19 protein-coding genes are annotated in these 21,471 nt (G+C 73.1%); 1 reads left to right on the top strand and 18 read right to left on the bottom strand.

What is annotated here, in order from left to right:
• Positions 1-27 precede the first annotated feature (27 nt).
• The 10 genes from ACRAS8_RS29380 to fmt all read right to left on the bottom strand — a co-directional run bounded on the left by ACRAS8_RS29380 (position 28) and on the right by fmt (position 11,793).
• Complete coding sequence (locus tag ACRAS8_RS29380; RefSeq protein WP_438489001.1) at positions 28-483, bottom strand: Lrp/AsnC family transcriptional regulator; 456 nt, start codon at positions 481-483, stop codon at positions 28-30.
• 10 nt (positions 484-493) lie between these two features.
• Positions 494-1,981 (bottom strand): amino acid permease, encoded by a 1,488-nt coding sequence (locus tag ACRAS8_RS29375; RefSeq protein WP_438489000.1) that lies wholly within the window; start codon positions 1,979-1,981, stop codon positions 494-496.
• Positions 1,982-2,331: 350 nt separating this feature from the next.
• On the bottom strand, positions 2,332-3,795 hold the full coding sequence (locus ACRAS8_RS29370; protein ID WP_438488999.1) for a GuaB1 family IMP dehydrogenase-related protein: 1,464 nt from the start codon (positions 3,793-3,795) through the stop codon (positions 2,332-2,334).
• Positions 3,796-3,959: 164 nt separating this feature from the next.
• The gene (locus ACRAS8_RS29365) at positions 3,960-4,403 is read right to left on the bottom strand and encodes a barstar family protein (protein ID WP_438488998.1); all 444 of its coding nucleotides are present in this window, start codon (positions 4,401-4,403) and stop codon (positions 3,960-3,962) included.
• Positions 4,400-4,855, bottom strand: coding sequence for a ribonuclease domain-containing protein (locus ACRAS8_RS29360; protein ID WP_438488997.1), 456 nt, complete (start codon positions 4,853-4,855; stop codon positions 4,400-4,402). The genes ACRAS8_RS29365 and ACRAS8_RS29360 overlap by 4 nt, the downstream gene beginning before the upstream one ends.
• A 61-nt stretch (positions 4,856-4,916) precedes the next feature.
• Positions 4,917-5,906, bottom strand: coding sequence for a sugar-binding transcriptional regulator (locus tag ACRAS8_RS29355; RefSeq protein WP_438490631.1), 990 nt, complete (start codon positions 5,904-5,906; stop codon positions 4,917-4,919).
• Between the two features lie 219 nt (positions 5,907-6,125).
• A complete protein-coding gene (gene rpe, locus ACRAS8_RS29350) occupies positions 6,126-6,806 on the bottom strand; it encodes a ribulose-phosphate 3-epimerase (RefSeq protein ID WP_438488996.1) in 681 nt (226 codons plus the stop codon).
• Positions 6,807-6,960: 154 nt separating this feature from the next.
• Positions 6,961-9,183 carry an NADP-dependent isocitrate dehydrogenase gene (locus ACRAS8_RS29345; protein ID WP_438488995.1) on the bottom strand — a complete coding sequence of 741 codons (2,223 nt, stop codon included), beginning with the start codon at positions 9,181-9,183 and terminating at the stop codon, positions 6,961-6,963.
• 150 nt (positions 9,184-9,333) lie between these two features.
• On the bottom strand, positions 9,334-10,773 hold the full coding sequence (locus ACRAS8_RS29340; protein WP_438488994.1) for an RsmB/NOP family class I SAM-dependent RNA methyltransferase: 1,440 nt from the start codon (positions 10,771-10,773) through the stop codon (positions 9,334-9,336).
• 81 nt (positions 10,774-10,854) lie between these two features.
• Positions 10,855-11,793 carry a methionyl-tRNA formyltransferase gene (gene fmt / locus ACRAS8_RS29335; protein WP_438488993.1) on the bottom strand — a complete coding sequence of 313 codons (939 nt, stop codon included), beginning with the start codon at positions 11,791-11,793 and terminating at the stop codon, positions 10,855-10,857.
• Between the two features lie 249 nt (positions 11,794-12,042).
• Here fmt and ACRAS8_RS29330 point away from each other — a divergent pair, with 249 nt between their 5' ends.
• Positions 12,043-12,588, top strand: a complete 546-nt coding sequence (locus ACRAS8_RS29330) for a hypothetical protein (RefSeq protein WP_438488992.1) — start codon at positions 12,043-12,045, stop codon at positions 12,586-12,588.
• Positions 12,589-12,761: 173 nt separating this feature from the next.
• Here ACRAS8_RS29330 and ACRAS8_RS29325 read toward each other — a convergent pair whose 3' ends face one another.
• From ACRAS8_RS29325 to ACRAS8_RS29290, 8 genes are all read right to left on the bottom strand, one after another.
• Positions 12,762-14,903, bottom strand: coding sequence for a primosomal protein N' (locus ACRAS8_RS29325; protein WP_438488991.1), 2,142 nt, complete (start codon positions 14,901-14,903; stop codon positions 12,762-12,764).
• A gap of 115 nt (positions 14,904-15,018) precedes the next feature.
• The gene (gene metK / locus ACRAS8_RS29320) at positions 15,019-16,227 is read right to left on the bottom strand and encodes a methionine adenosyltransferase (RefSeq protein ID WP_438488990.1); all 1,209 of its coding nucleotides are present in this window, start codon (positions 16,225-16,227) and stop codon (positions 15,019-15,021) included.
• Between the two features lie 273 nt (positions 16,228-16,500).
• Positions 16,501-17,730: a bifunctional phosphopantothenoylcysteine decarboxylase/phosphopantothenate--cysteine ligase CoaBC gene (gene coaBC, locus ACRAS8_RS29315; RefSeq protein WP_438488989.1), complete on the bottom strand. Its 1,230-nt coding sequence runs from the start codon at positions 17,728-17,730 to the stop codon at positions 16,501-16,503.
• A gap of 137 nt (positions 17,731-17,867) precedes the next feature.
• A complete protein-coding gene (rpoZ, locus tag ACRAS8_RS29310; RefSeq protein ID WP_274917076.1) occupies positions 17,868-18,143 on the bottom strand; it encodes a DNA-directed RNA polymerase subunit omega in 276 nt (91 codons plus the stop codon).
• 80 nt (positions 18,144-18,223) lie between these two features.
• The gene (gmk, locus tag ACRAS8_RS29305) at positions 18,224-18,844 is read right to left on the bottom strand and encodes a guanylate kinase (RefSeq protein ID WP_438488988.1); all 621 of its coding nucleotides are present in this window, start codon (positions 18,842-18,844) and stop codon (positions 18,224-18,226) included.
• A gap of 38 nt (positions 18,845-18,882) precedes the next feature.
• The gene (locus ACRAS8_RS29300; RefSeq protein WP_438488987.1) at positions 18,883-19,206 is read right to left on the bottom strand and encodes an integration host factor; all 324 of its coding nucleotides are present in this window, start codon (positions 19,204-19,206) and stop codon (positions 18,883-18,885) included.
• A gap of 205 nt (positions 19,207-19,411) precedes the next feature.
• Positions 19,412-20,305: an orotidine-5'-phosphate decarboxylase gene (gene pyrF, locus ACRAS8_RS29295; protein WP_438488986.1), complete on the bottom strand. Its 894-nt coding sequence runs from the start codon at positions 20,303-20,305 to the stop codon at positions 19,412-19,414.
• Entirely contained in the window at positions 20,302-21,408 is a 1,107-nt protein-coding gene (locus ACRAS8_RS29290; RefSeq protein WP_438488985.1) for a quinone-dependent dihydroorotate dehydrogenase, read from the bottom strand. Before ACRAS8_RS29290 ends, pyrF begins: the two co-directional genes overlap by 4 nt.
• Positions 21,409-21,471: the final 63 nt, after the last annotated feature.

Here is a 21,471-nt window from a genome sequence, read left to right as displayed (position 1 = left end):
CGGACGCCGCGCGGAGGCCGGCCGCGGCTAGCGAGGCGCCCCGGACCCGTAGCGGCGCAGCAGCGGCGAGAGGACCAGGACGGACTTGGTGCGCTCGACGAAGGGTTCGCCGGCGATCCGCTCCAGGACCCGTTCGAAGTGGCGCATGTCGGAGGCAAAGACCTGCACCAGGGCGTCCGCGTCACCGGTGACGGTGGAGGCGGACGCCACTTCGGGGTAGCGCGACAGGCCGCGGTGGATCGCCTCGGGCGAGGTGTTGCGGCGGCAGAAGATCTCGATGAACCCCTCGGTCTCCCAGCCGAGGGCGGCCGGGTCGACGCGCACCGTGAACCCGGTGATCGCGCCGTCCGCCCGCAGCCGGTCCACCCGGCGCTTGACCGCCGGTGCGGACAGGCCGACCTCCTGGCCGATGTCCGCGTAGCTGCGGCGGGCGTCCTCGGCGAGGGCGTGGACGATGCGTTCGTCGAGATCGTTCAGTCGCACTACGGGTGGATCACTTCTCTGCGGTGGCCAATCGGGAGCGGCGCATGCCGTAACCGAAGTAGATCACAAGGCCGACCACCATCCAGACACCGAAGACCACCCAGGTCACCGGGCCGAGGCGGCTCATCATGAAGGCGCAGAGCAGGAAGCCGATCGCCGGGAAGAGCGGCCAGAGCCACCGGGTACGCGAGAGCGGCGTACGGAAGGACCGCGGCATGTCGGGACGGGTCCTGCGCAGCACGATCACGGCCACGTTGACCAGCGCGAACGCGAACAGCGTGCCGATGCTGGTGGCATCCGCCAGCTGGCCGAGCGGCACCGCGGCGGCGAGCACACCGCAGAAGAGGGAGACGATCACGGTGTTGACCCGGGGCACCCCGGTCTTCGCGTGCACCTTGGAGAACGTCTTCGGCACCAGGCGGTCGCGGGACATCGCGAAGAGGATCCGGGTCTGGCCGTAGAGCACGGTCAGCACGACGCTGGCGATGGCGACGACCGCGCCGAAGGCCAGCAGCACCGACCAGTAGTCGTGCCCGGTGACGGACTTGAGGATGCCGGCCAGCGCCGCCTCCGAGCCCTTGAACTTCTGCCACGGCAGGGCGCCCACGGCGATGGCCGCCACCAGGCAGTACAGCGCGGTGACGATCACCAGCGAGAGCATGATCGCGCGGGGCAGGTCGCGCTGCGGGTTGCGGGCCTCCTCGCCCGCGGTGGAGGCGGCGTCGAAGCCGATGTAGGAGAAGAACAGGGTGGCGCCGGCGGCGCTGACGCCCGCCATGCCCATCGGCATGAAGTTGGCGTAGTTGCCGGACTTCACGCCCTGGAAGGCGACCGCGCAGAACATCAGCAGCGTGACGATCTTGACGACCACCATGAGGGTGTTGGCCCGGGCGCTCTCCTTGGCGCCGCCCAGCAGGAACGCCATCGCCAGCAGCACCACCAGCAGTGCCGGCAGGTTGAAGTAGCCGCCCTGGCCCGGCGGCGCGGAGAGCGCGTCGGGGATGGTGAAGCCCAGCGTCCCGCCGAGGAACTCGTTGAGGTACTGGCCCCAGCCGACCGCGACGGCGGCGACCGAGACGCCGTATTCCAGGATCAGGCACCAGCCGCAGACCCAGGCGACCAGCTCGCCGAGGGTGGCGTAGGCGTAGGAGTAGGACGAGCCGGAGACCGGGATGGTGCCGGCAAGCTCGGCGTAGGAGAGCGCGGAGAACAGCGCCGTGATGCCGGCGATGACGAAGGACAGCACGACCGCCGGGCCCGCGGCCGGGACGGCCTCGCCGAGGACGACGAAGATGCCGGTGCCGAGCGTGGCACCGATGCTGATCATGGTCAGCTGCCAGACGCCCATCGAGCGGCGGAGCGTGCCCCCCTCGCCCTGGCCGCCCTCGGCGACCAGCCGTTCGACAGGTTTGCGGCGCAGCAGCCGGGTGGCGACTCCGCCGGCGGGCGGCGGGGAATAGCTGTCCCCGGGGGGCGGGGCGGCGCCGTTCTCCAACACTGGGGCTCCTTCGTCGCTGCCGGTCGGACGGACACGTTCCGGCACATTCCGGTGACAGGACCGCGGCGGCCGGGCAGGCAGGACGAACCACCCTGCAGCAGGAGACCGCCGAGCAGGCGGTCTCCGCCACTCCACGTACAGCGCATGACCTTACGGCCCCTCGTTCTCCCGCCGTAATGCAGCTTCTTTGCGCAACAGCGGTGGAACGTTGCGCACAGCCGGGAAGAGCGGCGGAACGTTGCGCTCCACCCAGTGAATCACGACCCTGCCCGGAGAACGCGACCGGCCCCGCACCAGGTCGGTGCGGGGCCGGTGAGCGGCGCGTACGGAGCCGTCGGCGGCTCGGCGGGTCAGTTCCAGCTGTTGTGCAGCGGCTTGCCCTCGGCGTAGCCGGCGGCGCTCTGGACGCCGACCACGGCCTTCTCCGCGAACTCCTCCAGGGAGGCCGCGCCGGCGTAGGTGCAGGAGCTGCGGACGCCCGCGATGATCGAGTCGATCAGGTCCTCGACGCCGGGGCGGGCCTGGTCGATGAACATCCGGGAGGTGGAGATGCCCTCCTCGAACAGCGCCTTGCGGGCGCGGTCGTAGGCCGACTCCTCACTGGTGCGGTTGCGCACCGCACGCGCCGAGGCCATGCCGAAGCTCTCCTTGTACGGCCGGCCCTCGGCGGTGTGCTGGAGGTCGCCGGGCGACTCCAGGGTGCCGGCGAACCACGAGCCGATCATGACGTTGGACGCGCCCGCGGCCAGCGCCATGGCCACGTCGCGGGGGTGCCGGACACCGCCGTCGGCCCAGACGTGCTTGCCGTACTTGCGGGCCTCGGCGGCGCACTCCAGCACCGCGGAGAACTGCGGGCGGCCCACGCCGGTCATCATGCGGGTGGTGCACATCGCGCCCGGGCCGACACCGACCTTGATGATGTCCGCGCCGGCCTCGATGAGGTCGCGCACACCGGCGGCGGCGACGATGTTGCCCGCGACGATCGGGACCTGCGGGTCCAGCGCCCGGACGGCCTTGATCGCGCTGATCATCGACTCCTGGTGGCCGTGCGCGGTGTCCACGACGAGGGTGTCCACGCCGGCGTCCAGCAGCGCCTTGGCCTTGCCGGCCACATCGCCGTTGATGCCCACGGCGGCGGCGATCCGCAGCCTGCCCTCGGCGTCGGTGGCGGGGGTGTACAGGGTGGCGCGCAGCGCGCCCTTGCGGGTCAGGATGCCGACCAGCATGCCGTCCGCGTCGACCGCGGGGGCCAGCTTGCGGTTGGCGGCGTCGAGGCGGTTGAACGCCTCGCGGGGGTCGATGTCCGCGTCCAGGACCAGCAGGTCCTTGGACATGACCTCGGCGACCTGGGTGAAGCGGTCCACCCCGGCCAGGTCGTGCTCGGTCACGACGCCGACCGGCCGGCCGCCCTCGACGACGATGCCCGCGCCGTGCGCCCGCTTGGACAGCAGCGACAGCGCGTCCGCCACGGTGGAGACCGGGGAGAGCACGATCGGCGTGTCCAGCACCAGGTGGCGCTGCTTGACCCAGGTGATGACGTCGGTGACGACGTCGATCGGGATGTCCTGCGGGATCACGACCAGACCACCGCGACGGGCCACGGTCTCGGCCATGCGGCGGCCGGCGATCGCCGTCATGTTGGCGACCACGAGGGGGATGGTCGTGCCGGAGCCGTCGCGCGAGGCGAGGTCCACGGCCTGGCGGGAGCCCACCGACGAGCGGCCGGGCACCATGAAGACATCGTCGTAGGTCAGGTCGTAGGGCACCGAAGAACTCTCTTCGAGGGCGCCGTTCTTCGGATTGAGGAATCGCATACAACCCAGGATACGGGCCCTGACCAGGACTCATGTGATAGTCCCAACGCCGCCGCCGGCCGTGTGTGCGATCCGCCAACGCGCCGCCCGCCCGCCGGGGCCCATCCGCTCACCGGACGCGCCCGTAGCATCGCGGAACGGCGCCCCCGCGGGCGGGTCCGGCGCTACGCCGCCTGCCGGCCGCGCCCGCCGGCCATGATCACCGCGAGTCCGGTGTCGGTGTCCCGCCAGTACCCCACGGCGTCCGCCAGCACCCCCTCGACCACGGACCAGTCCTCCGGGACGGCGGTCGCGTACTCCTGCCAGCCGGTGACGGCCAGCAGCCGGCCGCGGGCCGGCGGCAGCCACGCCAGGTCGGTGAGGCAGTCGGCCAGGGCGTCCCAGTTGTGGCCGAAGTACCCGGGGAAGTCCAGGGCGTCCGCGCAGCGGTCCAGGAACGTGGCCTTGTCGGTGACCCCGCCGAGGTCCAGGGTCGCGGCGTGCCAGCCCGCGTCCCGGGCGGCGGCCAGGGCGTCCGCCACCGGGCGGCCGGCCGGCCAGGGCAGCACCCCCGCCGGCGTCCGCCCGTCGAGCACCGCGGCCAGTGCCGGGGGCACCTCGGGGCTCACCGGAGCACCGCCTTGAAGCTCTTGTAGTGGTCGTCGGTGTAGAAGAACTCGTGGTGCTTGCCGGTGATCAGGCGGCGGGCGCCGCGGTTCTTCGCACCGGGGGTGTCGACCGTGTACTCGTGGTAGTAGCCGCGCGGCTCGGCGGGCAGCCGCTTCTCGTGGTTGCCGAAGACCGTGCCGTCCTTCGGGTACGGGAACGGCCCGCCGGCGTCGATCAGCTTCAGGGTGCGGCGGGCCTCGGCGGGCAGCCGGTCGGCCGGGACGGTCGGCAGGCCCTTCGCCCAGCCCGGTGCGGTGCCGCCGGCCGTGGCGGTCGCGGACGGCCGGTGCGAGGGGGCCGAACTCCCCTTGCCGTCACCGCCGGTGGAACAGCCGGTCAGGACGAGGAGCAGCGCGGCGAGCAGCGCACCGAGGACGGCGGCGGCCCGGCGTGGCGCGGTGTGGATCAGCATGCGCCGATGCTGTCACAGCCCCGCGCGGGCTGCTCGCCGGCAAACGCCCCGGACCGCGCGCTCACTTCCCGTCGGGGTCCGCCCGGTCCAGGGCCGGCCGCGGGCCGGGGCCGGTCTCCAGCAGCAGGTGGTCGGCGGCCGCGGTGTCCGTCACCAGGCTCGTCACCAGGCCGGAGCGGAGCACCGCGCCGATCGCGGCGGCCTTGCGCCGGCCGCCGGCGATCGCCACCACTTCGGGGATGCGGCGCAGCCGGTCCGCCTCGACGGTGATGCAGCGCTCGCCCAGGTCGCGGCCGACCCGCCGCCCCTCGGCGTCGAAGAGGTGCGAGGACGACTCGGCGACCGCGCCCAGCGAGGCGTAGTGCTCCCGCTCCTCCTCCGACAGCATGTCGTAGACGGTCGAGACGCCCGGCTCCCACGAGCCGATGGAGACGCAGGCGACGGTGACCTTGTCGAAGTACTCGAAGGCGCGGGCGATGCCGGTCTGGCCGCGCAGCGCGGCGGCGGTCGCCGAGTCGGGCAGCAGCATCGGCGCGTAGATCGGGTGTGCCTCGCCGCCGGAGACGTCGGCCGCGCGGCGGACCGCCTCGACCGAGCCGCGGTCGGCGGTGCCGGCGTCGTAGACCCCGGTCAGCTGGACGACGGTGCACGGCGGGAGGTGGTGCAGTGCCGCCGCCATATGGATCATCGAACGCCCCCAGGCGAGCCCCAGGACATCGCCCTCGGTGACGAGTTCGCCGAGGAGGTCGGCCGCCACCTCCCCGAGGTTCTCCGGGTCGGCGGCGTCCTCCGAGGCGTCCGCGGGCGATTCGACGACGACCGCGTGCCGCAGACCGTAGCGGGCACGCAGGGCGTCGGAGCGCTCCGCGTCGAGTTCGGAGGGCACCCGGATCTCGATCCGTACGAGATCACGCTCCAGGGCCGTCTCCAGGACGCGGGCGACCTTGAAGCGGCTGACGCCGAACTCCTCCGCGATCTGGATCTTGGACTTGCCCTCAAGATAGAAGCGGCGGGCCATGGCCGCGGCCTGCACCAGCTCGGCGGGGCCCATTCCGGACTGCGGGCGGCTGGCTACCACGAATTTCTCCCCTTTTGCGCATCTGATCGAGTCTTTGCTCATCCTTTCAGAAACCCGAGGTGTACGGGGACCAAGACCGGCACGACGGGCATGAACGCTCGGTTGCCACCAGGTCAACCGAGGGCGCGTGCCATGTCCGGCGTGCCCGGCCCCGGGCCCCGTACGGGCCGGGTCTCCTCGACCAGGGGGCGGTCAGTGGGCACAGCCCCAGCTCGCGGCGGTCGCCGCCTCGGCCTTCTCCCGCAGGTCGCGGACGGCCTTGGCCGGGTCGTCCGCCCCGTACACCGCGGAGCCGGCCACGAACACGTCGGCGCCGGCCTCCGCGCACCGCTCGATGGTCTCCGCGGAGACCCCGCCGTCCACCTGGAGCCACATCTGCAGGCCGTGCCGCGAGATCAGCTCCCGGGTGCGGCGGATCTTCGGCAGCATGATGTCCAGGAACGCCTGGCCGCCGAAGCCGGGCTCGACGGTCATGATCAGCACCATGTCCAGCTCGGGCAGCAGGTCCTCGAACGGCTCGATCGGGGTGGCCGGCTTCAGCGCCAGCGACGCCCGCGCGCCCTTGGCCCGGATCTCCCGCGCCAGCCGCACCGGCGCCCCGGCCGCCTCCGCGTGGAAGGTGACCGAACCGGCCCCCGCCTCCACGTACTGCGGCGCCCAGCGGTCCGGGTCCTCGATCATCAGATGCAGGTCGAGGGGGGTGTCCGTCGCCCTGCTCAGCGACTCGACGATCGGCACGCCGAGGGTGAGGTTGGGGACGAAGTGGTTGTCCATCACGTCGACATGGAGCCAGTCGGCGCCCTCGACGGCCCTCGCCTCCTCTGCGAGGCGGGCGAAGTCGGCGGACAGGATGCTGGGGTTGATCAAGGCCATGCCCCCAGTATGGCGGTCCGCCCGCGGCCGGGATGCAGCGGGCGGCCCGGGCGCTTCCGGCGGAGCTCCGCGGCGTTGGGCACACACCGGGCCGCCCCGGCCGGGCGCGCGGCCCGGCCGGGGCGGACGAGGTGGTGTCGGGGTGCTGCGGCGGTCAGCCCTGCAGGGCCGCCAGCGCCTGGTTCAGCGTCTTCGACGGACGCATCACCGCGGACGCCTTGGCCGGGTCGGGGCGGTAGTAGCCGCCGATGTCGGCCGGGGAGCCCTGCACCGCGATCAGCTCGTCGACGATGGTCTGCTCCTGCTCGCCCAGCGTCTTGGCCAGCGGCCCGAACGCCTCGGCGAGCTGCGCGTCGTCGGTCTGCTTCGCCAGCTCCTGGGCCCAGTAGAGGGCGAGGTAGAAGTGGCTGCCGCGGTTGTCGATGCCGCCCAGCCGGCGGCTCGGCGACTTGTTCTCGTTGAGGAACGCGCCGGTCGCGCGGTCCAGGGTCTCGGCGAGGACCTTGGCGCGGGCGTTGCCCGTGGTGTTCGCCAGGTGCTCGAAGCTGACCGCGAGCGCGAGGAACTCGCCCAGGCTGTCCCAGCGCAGGTAGTTCTCCTTGACCAGCTGCTGGACGTGCTTGGGGGCGGAACCGCCGGCGCCGGTCTCGAACAGGCCGCCGCCGTTCATCAGCGGGACGACCGAGAGCATCTTGGCGCTGGTGCCCAGCTCCAGGATCGGGAACAGGTCGGTCAGGTAGTCGCGCAGGACGTTGCCGGTGACCGAGATGGTGTTCAGGCCCTGGCGGATGCGCTCGACGGAGAGCTTGGTGGCCTCGACCGGGGAGAGGACGCGGATGTCCAGGCCCTCGGTGTCGAACTCCGGCAGGTACTGCTCGACCTTCTTGATCAGCTGGGCGTCGTGGGCCCGCTCGGCGTCCAGCCAGAACACCGCCGGGTCGCCGGTGGCGCGGGCGCGCGTGACGGCCAGCTTGACCCAGTCCTTGATCGGCGCGTCCTTGGTCTGGCAGGCGCGGAAGATGTCGCCCTCGGAGACGGCCTGCTCCAGCACAACGTCGCCGGCCTGGTTGACCAGGCGGACGGTGCCGGTGGCCGGGATCTCGAAGGTCTTGTCGTGCGAGCCGTACTCCTCGGCCTTCTGCGCCATCAGGCCGACGTTCGGGACGGAGCCCATGGTCGACGGGTCGAAGGCGCCGTTGGCCCGGCAGTCCTCGATGACGGCCTGGTACACGCCGGCGTAGGAGGAGTCCGGGATGACGGCGAGGGTGTCGGCCTCGGCGCCGTTCTTGTCCCACATGTGGCCCGAGGTGCGGATCATGGCCGGCATGGAGGCGTCGATGATGACGTCGGACGGCACGTGCAGGTTGGTGATGCCGCGGTCGGAGTCGACCATGGCCAGGTCCGGGCCGGCGGCCAGCTCGGCCTCGAAGGACGCCTTGATCTCGGCGCCGTTCGCCAGGGACTCCAGGCCCTTGTAGATGCCGCCCAGACCGTCGTTCGGGGTCAGGCCGGCGGCGGCGAGGTCCGCGCCGAAGCGGGCGAAGGTCTCCGGGAAGAAGGCGCGCACGACGTGGCCGAAGACGATCGGGTCGGAGACCTTCATCATGGTGGCCTTCAGGTGCGCGGAGAACAGCACACCCTCTTCCTTGGCGCGGGCGACCTGGGCGGTCAGGAACTCGCGCAGGGGGGCGACCCGCATCACGGCGGCGTCGACGACCTCACCGGCGAGGACCGGTACGGACTCGCGCAGCACGGTGGTGGTGCCGTTGTCGGCGGCCAGCTCGATGCGCAGGCTGTCGTCCGCGGCGATCACGGCGGACTTCTCCGTCGAGCGGAAGTCGTCGGCGTCCATGGTCGCGACGTTGGTCTTGGAGTCGGCGCTCCAGGCACCCATGCGGTGCGGGTGGGCCTTGGCGTAGTTCTTGACCGACGCGGGCGCCCGGCGGTCCGAATTGCCCTCGCGCAGCACGGGGTTGACGGCGCTGCCCTTGACCTTGTCGTAGCGGGCGCGGATCTCGCGCTCCTCGTCGGTCTTCGGGTCGTCCGGGTAGTCCGGCAGCGCGTAGCCCTGCTCCTGGAGCTCGGCGATGGCCGCCTTCAGCTGCGGGATGGAGGCCGAGATGTTCGGCAGCTTGATGATGTTGGCGCCCGGCGTCCTGGCCAGCTCGCCGAGCTCGGCGAGGGCGTCGCCGATCCGCTGCTCCTCCGTCAGGCGCTCCGGGAAGCCGGCGATGATGCGGCCGGAGAGCGAGATGTCGCGGGTCTCCAGCGTCACCCCGGCCTGCGCGGCGTACGCCTCCGCGATCGGCAGGAACGAGTACGTCGCCAGGGCCGGGGCCTCGTCAGTGTGGGTGTAAATGATGGTCGAGTCAGTCACCGGGTACTCCGCTCCATCCACGTCTCAAATATTGCTCGACATCAAGATATCAACATTCCTCGACATCAAGATATCTCGGGCTCCGGCCCGCTCCCACGGCCGTGCAGCCACAGGCGAACGGGACCGGCCACCGCGGCGGCCGCGGGCTCGTCAGCCGGTCCGTCGCAGCAGCGCCAGATACATCGCGTCGGTGCCGTGCCGGTGTGGCCACAGCTGGACGTCGGGACCGTCGCCGAGCTCCGGGACCCCCGGCATCAGCGGCCGGGCGTCGAGCCACTCGGCCGCGGCCGCCGGGCCGCCGCGCCCCTTGAGGACGTCCTCCACCACCGCCCGGGTCTCCGCCGGATGCGGCGAACACGTCGCATAGCCCACCACACCGCCGATCCGCACCGCCGCCAGCGCCTGCCGCAGCAACTCCCGCTGGAGCGGCGCGAAGCCGTCCAGGTCCTCGGGGCGGCGCCGCCAGCGCGCCTCCGGCCGGCGGCGCAGCGCGCCCAGACCGGTGCACGGCACGTCCACCAGCACCCGGTCGAAGGCCCCGGGCCGCCATGCCGGACGGGTGCCGTCGGCGGCGATCACCGCGTACGGGCCGGGGTTGCCGTCCAGGGCCCGGGCCACCAGCCGCGCGCGGTGCGGCTGCTTCTCCGAGGCCAGCAGCGCCGCGCCCCGCTGCGCCGCCAGCGCGCCCAGCAGCGCCGCCTTGCCACCCGGCCCCGCGCAGCCGTCCAGCCACGCGCGGTCCGGACCGTCGAGCGGCGCGTTCGCCAGCGCCAGCGCGACCAGCTGGCTGCCCTCGTCCTGTACGCCGGCGCGCCCCTCCCGCACCGCGTCCAGCGCGCCCGGCTCCCCGCCCTCGGTGAGCCGGACCGCGTACGGCGACCACCGGCCCGGCACCGCGCCGTTCTCGCCCGCGGCCGCCAGCAGCTCCTCGGCCGTGGACCGGCCGGGCCGCGCCACCAGCGTCACCTCGGGGCGCTCGTTGTCCGCCGCCAGCAGCTCCTCGATGCCCGCACGGCCGCCGCCCAGCGCGTCCCAGAGGGCCGAGACGACCCACCGGGGGTGCGCGTGGACGATCCCCAGGTGCTCCTCGGGATCCTCGTCGTACGCCGGAGCCACCCGCTCCAGCCAGCCGTCCAGATCGTGCGCGGTGACCTTGCGCAGCACCGCGTTGACGAACTTCGCGCGGCCGTCGCCCAGTACCACCCGGGCCAGTTCGACGGTGGCGCCGACCGCCGCGTGCGGGGGGATCCGGGTGCCGAGCAGCTGGTGCACGCCGAGCGTCAGCACGTCCAGCACCGGCGGGTCGACCTCGCGCAGCGGCCGGTCCACGCAGTCGGCCAGGATCGCGTCGTAGGTGCCCTGGCGGCGCAGCGAACCGTAGACCAGCTCGGTGGCCAGCGCCGCGTCCCGGGCGTCGAAGTCGCCGGCCGCCCGCGCCTTGCGCAGCAGCGGCGGCAGGACCAGATTCGCGTACGCGTCCCGCTCGTCCACGGCCCGCAGCGCCTCGAACGCGAGGATCCGGACCGGGTCCTTCCTGGGGCGGCGGTAGGGCTTGCGGGTGCCGTGGCGACGCGGCGGCTGCTGACTCACAGAAAGGTGCTCCGGTATTACGGGACGGTGTCCGCCCCAGCCTACGCGGACCGGAAACCGCCGGCGCGGGGGACCAGCCGGCTAGCCCTCCAGCCGCTCCCCGGTCGTGATCCGCACACCGCGCGCCCAGTCCGCGGCCCGCATGGGCTTCTTGCCCTGCGGCTGGACCCAGAGCAGCTCCACCGGGTGGCTGCCGGTGCCCGCGTGCACCGTCTTCTTGGTGGCGGCCAGTTCGCCCGACGCCAGGGCCGGCCCGTCGTAGCCGGGGGCCAGGTGGGCCGCCATCACCTTCAGCCGCTCCCCGCGGAAGACCGTCCAGGCGCCGGGTGCCGGGGCGCACCCCCGGACCAGCCGGTCCACCCGCAGCGCGGGCGCGGTCCAGTCGATCCGGGCGTCCTCCACCTCGATCTTCGGGGCGAGGGTGATCCCCTCCTCCGGCTGCGGCACCGCCTTGAGGGTGCCGTCCTCGATGCCGTCCATCGTGGCGGCGAGCAGGCCGGAGCCGGCGAACGCCAGCCGGGTCAGCAGATCGCCGCTGGTGTCCGTCGGCCGGATCTCCTCGGTGAGCACCCCGTACACCGGGCCCGAGTCCAGTCCCTGCTCGATCTGGAACGTCGTGGCGCCGGTGATCTCGTCGCCGGCGAGCACCGCGTGCTGCACCGGCGCCGCGCCACGCCACGCCGGCAGCAGCGAGAAGTGCAGGTTGACCCAGCCGTGGGCCGGGATGTCCAGCGCGGCCTTGGGCAGCAGCGCCCCGTAGGCGACCACCGGGCAGCAGTCCGGCGCGATCTCCCGCAGCCGGGCCAGGAAGTCCTCGTCACGCGGCTTGACGGGCTTGAGCACCTCGATGCCGGCCTCCTCCGCGCGCTCCGCGACCGGGCTGGCCACCAGCCGGCGGCCCCGCCCGGCCGGCGCGTCCGGCCGGGTCACCACGGCCACCACCTCGTGCCGGTCCGAGGCGATCAGGGCGTCGAGGGCGGGTACGGCGACCTCGGGGGTACCGGCGAAGACAAGCCTCATGAGTGACGGACTACCTCTCACACGCTGCGGAACGGCGCACCAGTCTAGGCGCCTTACGCAGGTCATGGGCACGAACGCCAGGGGGCGTGCGAACCCGTCCGCGCCCTGCCCACACGCTCGTACGCCCCTGCACCGTGACCAGAGCCGCTCCTGGCGCGTTGGTCAAGCAGCATTGACCGAATTCCGGGCCGCTTTGGCGGCCCGATCGCTTTCACCCTTCCTTTCCACGCCGGTTCGAGAGGCTTGCTCATGGCCGACCACGCAACCCACGACGCCCAGGCGCGCGCCAGCCTGCATCTCCTGGTGCGGGACATCGAGCGGGTCCGCCGGCAGGTGGACGCCCTGCGCACGCTCACCGCACAGCTCGGCAACGTCTACCGGCCGCGGCGCACGGGCCCCTCCACGGGCTTCGTCGTCTACGGGCGGGCGCCGGCCCCCACCGTGCGCCTCGCCCAGGAGCTGCGCGACAGCGTCGAGACCCTCGTCACCGCGGCGGTCGACTTCGACCGCTCGCTGGGCTTCTCCTGGGACGCGGTGGGCTCCGCGCTCGGCGTCACCAAGCAGGCGGTGCACCGGCGTTACGGCGCCCGGCGGGCCTCCACCCAGTCGTCCGGCGACGGCGGCGACAGCGCGGTGCGCTCGTCCGACGCCACCGCGGCCCGCGCGGTCAGCATCGCCGGCGGCCTCGCCGGGTCCCCGTCCGTCCCCGCCGCCCGCTCGATGCCCACCCAGCCCTCCGCGTCCTCCCGCGACGAGGCCCGGCCGGGCGCCTTTCCCGGCCCCCGCAACGGCTGACTTCTCCCCCATCCGCGCAGGCCGCACCCCGCGGGCACCACGCACCGGCACCCGGACCGCCCGCCGACACCGGTCCCGGGTGCCGTGCCGTGTGACGGGCGACGGGGCCTGGCTGCTGCCGTCCCGCGAGGCGGCGGGCGCGGCGCCCATCGGCCCGCGCGGCGCGCTCGGCCTCAGCCCAGATCCAGCGGATCGACCCGCACCCGCACCGGCTGCCCCTCCCGCTTGACCAGACGGGCCGCCTGCGCCGTCTTCAGCGCCGCCGCCAGCGCCCCGCCCTGCCCGGGGCGGACCCGTACGAGCACCCGCTCCCACACCTCGCCCGGCGCCGGGTCGCCCGGCCTGCGGGGCCGGCCGGGATCCGGCACCGGAACCGGCACCGGGCCCAACACCTCGGCCCCCGCGGGGAGTTCGACCGCCGCCAGCAGACCGGCCACGTCCTCGGCGCGGCCCGCCACCGAGGCCATCCGCGACACCGGCGGGAAGCCCAGCTCCGCCCGCTCCGCCAGCTCCCGGACCGCGTGGCCCACCGGATCCCAGCGCACCAGCGCCTGCACCGGCCGCAGCGTCGGCTCCGCGATCACCGCGACCGTGCCGCCCGCCGCCTGGCCGCGGACCAGCGCCGCCGCGCCCAGCCAGCGCCGCAGCGCCTCCTCACCGGCCCGCAGATCCGGCCGGCCCAGCAGCGCCCAGCCGTCCAGCAGCAGGGCCGCGGCATAGCCCGCGCCCTCCGCGATCGGCTCGGCGCCCGGTGTGCTCACCACCAGCGCGGGCAGGTCGGGGACGGACTCCAGGATGTGGTCCCGGCCGGAGGTCCGGACCGGTACGCCGGGAAAGGCCCGGCCGAGCTCCTCGGCCGTCCGGCGCGCGCCGACGACCTGCGCCCGCAGCCGGGTGCCGCCGCACTCCGCGCAGCACCACTCCGGGACCGCCTGCCCGCACCAGCCGCAGCACAGCGCGCCGCCCTGGCTCCGCGCCTCCAGCGGCCCGGCGCAGTGGCGGCACCGGGCCGGCGTGCGGCAGCGCCCGCACGCCAGCCGCGGCACATACCCCCGCCGCGGCACCTGCACCAGGACCGGCCCGTGTGCCAGCGCCCTGCGCGCCGTCTGCCAGGCCAGCGACGGCAGCCGGGCGGCCCGCGCCGCCTCGTCCCGCGCCTGCTCGGCCTCGTCGACGGTGCGGACCAACGGCGCCGCGCCGCGCACCACTTCGCGGTCGGCGGCCAGCTGACGCGCCCAGCCGTTCTCCACCAGCTGGGTGGCCTCGACCGTGCGCCCCACGTCGCCGACCAGGCACGCGGCCTTCTCGTGGACGGCGCGGAGCAGGAGCACGTCCCTGGCGTGCGGATGGGGTGCGTGGATCTCGCTGTGGTTGGTGTTGCCGTCGTCCCAGATGGCGACGAGGCCGAGCTCGGCGACCGGTGCGTACATGGCGGCGCGGGTGCCGACCACGGCCCGCACGGCGCCGCGGCGTATCGCCAGCCAGCGGCGATAGCGCTCCTCGGGGCCCGAGTCGGCCACCAGCAGGGTGTGACCGTCCGGCCCGATCAGCTCCGTCAGCGCCGCCTCGACCCGGGCGGCGGACCGGCCGTCGGGCATCACCACCAGGGCGCCGCGCCCGGACGCCAGGGTGGCGGCCACCGCGGCGGCCAGTTCGGCCGGCCAGTGCGGCCCCGGCAGGGCGGTCCACACGGCGCGCGGGGAGTCGCCGCGGGCCAGCGCCTCCAGGAACGCCGGGCCGGCCGGATAGCGGCTCCAGCTCGCCGGCGCGGGAGGGGCGGGTGGCGGCGGGGCCGGCGGGAAGCGTGCCGCCTCGGCCTTGGCGTTCCGCGGCGGCAGGGCGAGTTGGAGGACGTCGGCGAGCGAGCCGGCGTAGCGGTCGGCGACCGCCCGGCACAGCGCCAGCAGCGGACCGCTGAGCACCGGCTCCGGCGAGACGACCTGGGCGAGCGCCGCCAGCGGTCCGCGGTAGTCGGATTCGGCGACCCGCTCGACGAGATACCCGTCGAGCAGGCTCCCGCCCTCGCGGCGGCCCTCGCGCACCTTGCCGGTGCCCGCCCCGAAGCGCACCCGCACCCGCACCCCGGGCTGCGCCTCGGCGTCCATGGCGGCGGGCACGGCGTAGTCCCAGAGCCTGTCCAGGTGGACGGGGCCCTTGTCCACCAGCACCCGGGCCACCGGCAGGTGCGGCGCCAGCGCGGCGCCCCGCCAGGTGCGCGGCTTGGCGCGCTCCGCCTTCGTCTCCCGCACGGCCTCCCGGATCAGGGCCAGCTGCTCGCCCCGCTGCCCCGGATCCGGTCCGTTCTCCCTGCTCACAGCAACCAGTCTTAGCAGACGGCACCGACAACGGCGGCCGGGTGCGCAACGGCCCGGGGCCCCGGCCCGCCGTAGCGGTCCGGGGCCCCGGGGAAGTGCCCTGGTGGTGCGTGCTCTACAGGCCCGCGGCCTTGCGGAGGGCGTCCACCCGGTCGGTGTGCTCCCAGGTGAAGTCCTCCAGCTCGCGGCCGAAGTGGCCGTAGGCGGCGGTCTGGGAGTAGATCGGGCGGAGCAGGTCGAGGTCGCGGATGATCGCGGCCGGGCGGAGGTCGAAGACCTCGCCGATGGCCTGCTCGATCTTGTCGGTCTCGACGGCGTTGGTGCCGAAGGTCTCGACGAAGAGGCCGACCGGCTCGGCCTTGCCGATCGCGTAGGCGACCTGGACCTCGCAGCGCGAGGCGAGGCCGGCGGCGACCACGTTCTTGGCGACCCAGCGCATGGCGTACGCGGCGGAGCGGTCGACCTTGGACGGGTCCTTGCCCGAGAAGGCACCGCCGCCATGGCGAGCCATGCCGCCGTAGGTGTCGATGATGATCTTCCGGCCGGTGAGGCCGGCGTCGCCCATCGGGCCGCCGATCTCGAAGCGCCCGGTCGGGTTGACCAGCAGGCGGTAGCCGTCGGTGTCCAGCTTGATGCCGTCCTCGACGAGCTGGTTGAGGACGTGCTCGACGACGAACTCGCGGATGTCGGGCGCCAGCAGCGAATCCAGGTCGATGTCGCTGGCGTGCTGCGAGGAGACCACCACGGTGTCGAGGCGGACGGCCTTGTTGCCGTCGTACTCGATGGTGACCTGGGTCTTGCCGTCGGGGCGGAGGTAGGGGATGGTCCCGTTCTTGCGGACCTCCGACAGCCGGCGGGAGAGGCGGTGCGCCAGGTAGATCGGCAGCGGCATCAGCTCGGGGGTCTCGTCGCAGGCGTACCCGAACATCAGGCCCTGGTCGCCCGCGCCCTGCCGGTCCAGCTCGTCGTCGTCGCCCTCGACGCGGTTCTCGTACGCGGTGTCGACACCCTGGGCGATGTCCGGGGACTGCGCGCCGATGGACACCGAGACGCCGCAGGAGGCGCCGTCGAAGCCCTTCTTGGACGAGTCGTAACCGATCTCCAGGATCTTGTTCCGGACGAGGTTGGGGATGTCGGCGTACGCCTTCGTCGTCACCTCGCCGGCCACGTGCACCAGGCCGGTGGTGATCAACGTCTCCACGGCGACCCGGGACGTCGGGTCCTCCTTCAGGAGTGCGTCGAGAATGGTGTCGCTGATCTGGTCAGCGATCTTGTCGGGGTGGCCCTCGGTGACGGACTCCGAGGTGAACAGGCGGCGGGACACATCGCTCCCTGGGGTTGCAGCGGCTGCTGGCTGATCATTTAGCGGAACGGCCGAGAGCTGCGCTCGGCCGAATCCACTGCCAGTTTATCGGTCTAATGTGGCGCGCGGGCACGCAGTCTCGATTTATGGAACCCCCGTGACCAGGGACACCACTGCCTCGCGGTAGTGACGATCACCTCGAGATCCAGTCGGGTCAAGGGGGCACGCCGATTTTCGGGGCTCGATCAGGGGTGCTCGGCGGCCCGGTGCGGCGGTTTCCGGCCGCGCCGGACGTCAGGGGCGCGGCTCGGCCAGTCGGGGGGCGACCAGGTCCCAGACGGTGTCGGCGAGGGCCTCCTTCGGCCCGTGCGGGACGGGGGTCTCGGTGCCGTCCGTGGCCAGGATCACCGCCTCGTTCTCGGTCGAACCGAAGGTCCGGTGCTCGCCGACCTCGTTGACGACCAGGAGGTCGCAGCCCTTGCGGGCGAGCTTGGCGCGGCCGTTGGCGAGCACGTCGTCGGTCTCGGCGGCGAAGCCGACGACCAGCTGGCCGGGGCGGACCCGCTCGGCGGAGAGCTCCGCGAGGATGTCCGGATTCCGTACCAGCGCGACCGGCTCCGGCTCCTGGCCCTCCCGCTTCTTGATCTTGCCGGGGGCGTAGACGGCGGGCCGGAAGTCGGCGACCGCGGCGGCCATCACCACCGCGTCGGCGTCCGCGGCGGCCTTCAGCACCGCCTCGCGCAGCTGGAGCGCGGTGCCGATGCGGATCACGTCCACACCGGCCGGGTCGGGCAGCTCGGTGTTGCAGGCGACGAGCGTGACCCGGGCGCCGCGGGCCGCGGCGGTGCGGGCGAGGGCGTAGCCCTGCCGGCCGGAGGAGCGGTTGCCGAGGTAGCGCACCGGGTCCAGCGGCTCGCGGGTGCCGCCCGCGCTGATCACGACATGGCGGCCGGCGAGATCCTGCGGCAGCCCCCGGGCGCCGCGGGCCAGTACCTGGCGGCACAGGTCGAAGATCTCCACCGGGTCGGGGAAGCGGCCCTTGCCGGTGTCGACGCCGGTCAGCCGGCCGACCGCGGGCTCGACGACGATCGCCCCGCGGCGCCGCAGCGTGGCGACGTTCTCCTGGGTGGCGGGGTGCTCCCACATCTCGGTGTGCATCGCGGGCGCGAAGACCACCGGGCAGCGGGCCGTGAGCAGGGTGTTGGTCAGCAGGTCGTCGGCGAGGCCGTGGGCGGCCTTGGCCAGCATGTCGGCGGTGGCCGGGGCGACCACGACGAGGTCGGCGGCCTGGCCGATACGGACGTGCGGGACCTCGTGGACGGACTCCCAGACCTCGGTGGTGGCGGGGTTGCCGGACAGCGCCGCCCAGGTGGCCTCGCCGACGAAGTGCAGCGCCGAGGCGGTCGGCACGACCCGGACATCATGGCCGGACTCCGTGAACCGGCGCAGCAGCTCGCACGCCTTGTACGCGGCGACACCGCCGCTGACCCCCAGGACGACCCTGGGCCGCTCCCGCTTGTCCATCGTTTCCCCGCTCCCCGAGCCTAGGTCCGAACGCATGACCCTCAACCTATGCCCTCACGGCGCGCCAAGGGCCCGGCAGGTTCCCCAGCTCGTCGCCGGGGGCCCTGCCGGGCCCTTGGTGAGGGATGCGGTGCCGCTTACTGGCCGACCGGGCCCTCGACGGCCTCGGAGGTCAGCAGGCCGGCGTTGATCTCGCGGAGCGCGATCGACAGCGGCTTCTCGTGCACGTGGGTGTCGACCAGCGGCCCGACGTACTCCAGCAGGCCCTCGCCGAGCTGGGAGTAGTAGGCGTTGATCTGGCGCGCGCGCTTGGCGGCGTAGATCACGAGGCTGTACTTCGAGTCGGTGGCCTCGAGAAGCTCATCAATGGGCGGGTTGATGATGCCCTCGGGTGCGGTGATGGAAGAGGACACTCTCTACCTTCCGAAAGGGGATGAAGCAGGTGGTGGCGCATGCGGCGCCGAAATCCGTGGCGCCGCGGTCGGGGCCGGGGTCAGTCGCCGGTGGCCCGGTCCTCAGTGCGGCGCAGCATCAAGGCTAGCAGCTCACGGCTGACGTCCTCGACGGAGGTGTTGACGAGCGTCACGTCGAACTCCTTCTCCGCCGCGAGCTCGATCCGGGCCGCCTCCAGGCGCCGCTCGATGACCTCGGGTGCCTCCGTGCCGCGGCCGGTGAGCCGGCGGACCAGCTCCTCCCAGCTCGGCGGCGCCAGGAAGACGAGGTTGGCCTCCGGCATGGACTCGCGCACCTGGCGGGCGCCCTGCAGATCGATCTCCAGCAGGACCGGCTCGCCGGCGTCCAGGCGGTCCAGCACCGCCTTGCGCGGGGTGCCGTAGCGGTTGCCCGCGAACTCGGCCCACTCCAGCAGCTCGCCGTTGGCGATCAGCTTGTCGAACTCCTCGTCCTCGACGAAGAAGTACTGGACGCCGTGACGTTCCCCGGGACGCGGCCTGCGGGTGGTGGCCGACACCGAGAGCCAGATCTCGGGATGGACCTTGCGCAGATGCGCGACGACCGTGCTCTTGCCGACCCCCGAAGGGCCGGAGAGCACGGTCAGGCGCGGTTGTCTGGCCGGGGGTACGGGGGCGGACCCCCGGGAGACTGCTGAACTCATGCAGCGATTATTCCAGCTTCCCGGCGGTGCCGGAAAACTCAGGCGCCGGTGCTGCCGAACTCGCGCTCCAGCGATGCGATCTGGTTGGAGCCCAGACCGCGCACCCGGCGGCTCTCGGAAATCCCGAGGCGCTCCATGATCTGCTTCGCCCGGACCTTGCCCACGCCGGGCAGGGACTCCAGGAGGGCCGAGACCTTCATCTTGCCGATGACATCGTTCTTCTGGCCCTGCTGGATGACCTCGTGCAGGGAGGCCCCGGAGTGCTTGAGCCGATTCTTGACCTCGGCGCGCTCCCGGCGAGCCGCGGCGGCCTTTTCGAGCGCGGCAGCGCGCTGTTCAGGGGTAAGGGGCGGAAGAGCCACGCCTACGTCACCTCGGATGTCGAACTGTCGGATACGGACCGGTGTGGAACCTAGTCGCCCCGCCACAGCGGAGCAACGAGCAACGCGCTTACGTGCAGTGCTCTCGACGGAGACTAGCGGCCGATCGCGCCGGAGTCAGCGAGAACAGACGAAAAGTCCTGGTCAGACTCAGCTGACCAGGACATTTCGGGACCAAATAACCGCGTTATGCGACGGCCGCGCGCACTTCGTCGGCACAGCGGGCCGCCGCCGCGCGCAGTGCGCCGGCGTCCGGACCGTGCTTCAGCACTCCCCGGCTGACGCTCGGGACGACGTTGCGGACCGCCGCGCCGAAGACGGTGGGCAGGTCGGCGGGGGTGGCGCCCTGGGCTCCGATGCCGGGAGCCAGCAGCGGGCCGTTGATCGCCAGGTCGAAGGCGGAGAGATCGCCGAGGGTGGCTCCGACGACCGCGCCGAAGGAGCCCAGCGGCTCGGCCCCGGCGTTCTCGGCGGCGAGGTGGCCGAGCATGGTGGCGGCGACGGTGCGACCGTCCTCGCGGACCGCGCGCTGCACCTCCGCGCCCTCCGGGTTGGAGGTCAGGCCCAGCACGAAGAGCCCGGCGCCGCTCTGCCGCGCCAGCTCCACGGCCGGCTCCAGCGAGCCGTAACCGAGGTACGGGGAGACCGTCAGCGCGTCCGAGAACAGCGGCGAGTCCGGGCGCAGGAACGCCTCGGCGTAGGCGCTCATGGTGGAACCGATGTCGCCGCGCTTGGCGTCCATGAGGATCAGCGCACCGCGCTCCCGCGCCTCCTCGACGGCGGTCTCCAGGACGGCGATGCCGCGCGAACCGAACCGCTCGAAGAAGGCCGACTGCGGCTTGAAGACCGCGACCTGCTCGCCGAGCGCCTCGACGACGGTCCTGGTGAACCGCGCCAGGCCCGCCACGTCGTCGTTCAGGCCCCAGTCGGCCAGCAGCGAGGCGTGCGGGTCGATGCCGACGCAGAGCGGGCCGCGCTCGTCCATGGCGCGGCGGAGACGGGCGCCGAAGGGTGGAGGAGAGTCCAGCCGCCCGGAGGGCGTCGTTGAGGGGCGGTGGTCGGGCGAGGGGCTGGCCGTCATGCGGGCTTCCTCACGTCGGCGCCGACCGCGTCGGCGAGGGTGGCGTACGGGCTGGTGCGCAGGCGCGCGGCGAGGCCCTTGTGGATGGCACGGCACCAGAAGGGGCCCTGGTAGATGAAGGCGCTGTAGCCCTGGACGAGGGTGGCGCCGGCGAGGATGCGCTGCCAGGCGTCCTCGGCGGTCTCGATGCCGCCGACGCCGACCAGGGTGATCCGGTCGCCGACCCGGGCGTAGAGGCGGCGCAGGACCTCCAGGGAGCGCTCCTTGAGGGGGGCGCCGGAGAGGCCGCCGGTCTCGGCGGTCAGCTCGGGGTCGGAGGTCAGGCCGAGGCCCTCGCGGGCGATGGTGGTGTTGGTGGCGATGATGCCGTCCAGGGACAGTTCCAGGGCGAGGTCGGCGACCGCGTCCACGTCCTCGTCCGCGAGGTCCGGGGCGATCTTGACCAGCAGCGGGACCCGGCGGTCGGGGACGGTGCGGTCGGCGGCTTCGCGGACCGCGGTGAGCAGCGGCCGCAGGTGGTCGGTGGCCTGGAGGTTGCGCAGCCCCGGCGTGTTGGGCGAGGAGACGTTGACGACCAGGTAGTCGGCGTGCCGGGCCAGGCGCTCGGTGGAGGTGACGTAGTCGGCGACCGCCTCGGACTCCGGGACGATCTTGGTCTTGCCGATGTTGACGCCGAGGGTGGTCCGGAAGACCGGGTTGCGGGCGGCCAGGCGGGCGGCGACCGCCGCCGAACCGTCGTTGTTGAAGCCCATGCGGTTGATCAGCGCGCGGTCCGGGACGAGCCGGAACAGCCGCTTCCTGGGGTTGCCGGGCTGCGGCTGGGCGGTGACCGTGCCGATCTCGACGTGGTCGAAACCGAGCATGGCCAGGCCGTCGACGGCGGCGGCGTTCTTGTCGAAGCCGGCGGCCAGGCCGAACGGGCCGTGCATCCGGCGGCCCAGGGCCTCGGTGCGCAGCTCCTTGTAGCGGGGGGCGAGGGCGGCCGCGGCGAAGGTGCGCAGCACCGGGACGCGGGCGGCCAGGCGGATCCAGCGGAAGGCCAGGTGGTGGGCCTTCTCGGGGTCCATGCGCTGGAAGAACAGCTGGAAGAACAGGCGGTACATGGTGGTGGGAGGACCTTTTCGCGAGGAGTCGGGCGGGCTCGGGAAAGCGGCGGGCTCATGAAG

Origin of the sequence: Streptomyces sp. S186, assembly GCF_051603415.1 — a bacterium.
GTDB lineage: Bacteria > Actinomycetota > Actinomycetes > Streptomycetales > Streptomycetaceae > Streptomyces.
This window is presented reverse-complemented; position numbering and strand designations above follow the sequence as displayed.

What these genes read in the sequence shown, in the direction of transcription:
- ACRAS8_RS29370 (WP_438488999.1), bottom strand. Translation starts at nt 3,795, where the DNA reads ATGCGATTCCTCAATCCGAAGAACGGCGCCCTCGAAGAGAGTTCTTCG.
- ACRAS8_RS29360 (WP_438488997.1), bottom strand. Translation starts at nt 4,855, where the DNA reads ATGCTGATCCACACCGCGCCACGCCGGGCCGCCGCCGTCCTCGGTGCG.
- ACRAS8_RS29355 (WP_438490631.1), bottom strand. Translation starts at nt 5,906, where the DNA reads ATGGGCCCCGCCGAGCTGGTGCAGGCCGCGGCCATGGCCCGCCGCTTC.
- rpe (WP_438488996.1), bottom strand. Translation starts at nt 6,806, where the DNA reads ATGGCCTTGATCAACCCCAGCATCCTGTCCGCCGACTTCGCCCGCCTC.
- fmt (WP_438488993.1), bottom strand. Translation starts at nt 11,793, where the DNA reads ATGAGGCTTGTCTTCGCCGGTACCCCCGAGGTCGCCGTACCCGCCCTC.
- ACRAS8_RS29330 (WP_438488992.1), top strand. Translation starts at nt 12,043, where the DNA reads ATGGCCGACCACGCAACCCACGACGCCCAGGCGCGCGCCAGCCTGCAT.
- coaBC (WP_438488989.1), bottom strand. Translation starts at nt 17,730, where the DNA reads ATGGACAAGCGGGAGCGGCCCAGGGTCGTCCTGGGGGTCAGCGGCGGT.
- gmk (WP_438488988.1), bottom strand. Translation starts at nt 18,844, where the DNA reads ATGAGTTCAGCAGTCTCCCGGGGGTCCGCCCCCGTACCCCCGGCCAGA.
- pyrF (WP_438488986.1), bottom strand. Translation starts at nt 20,305, where the DNA reads ATGACGGCCAGCCCCTCGCCCGACCACCGCCCCTCAACGACGCCCTCC.
- ACRAS8_RS29290 (WP_438488985.1), bottom strand. Translation starts at nt 21,408, where the DNA reads ATGTACCGCCTGTTCTTCCAGCTGTTCTTCCAGCGCATGGACCCCGAG.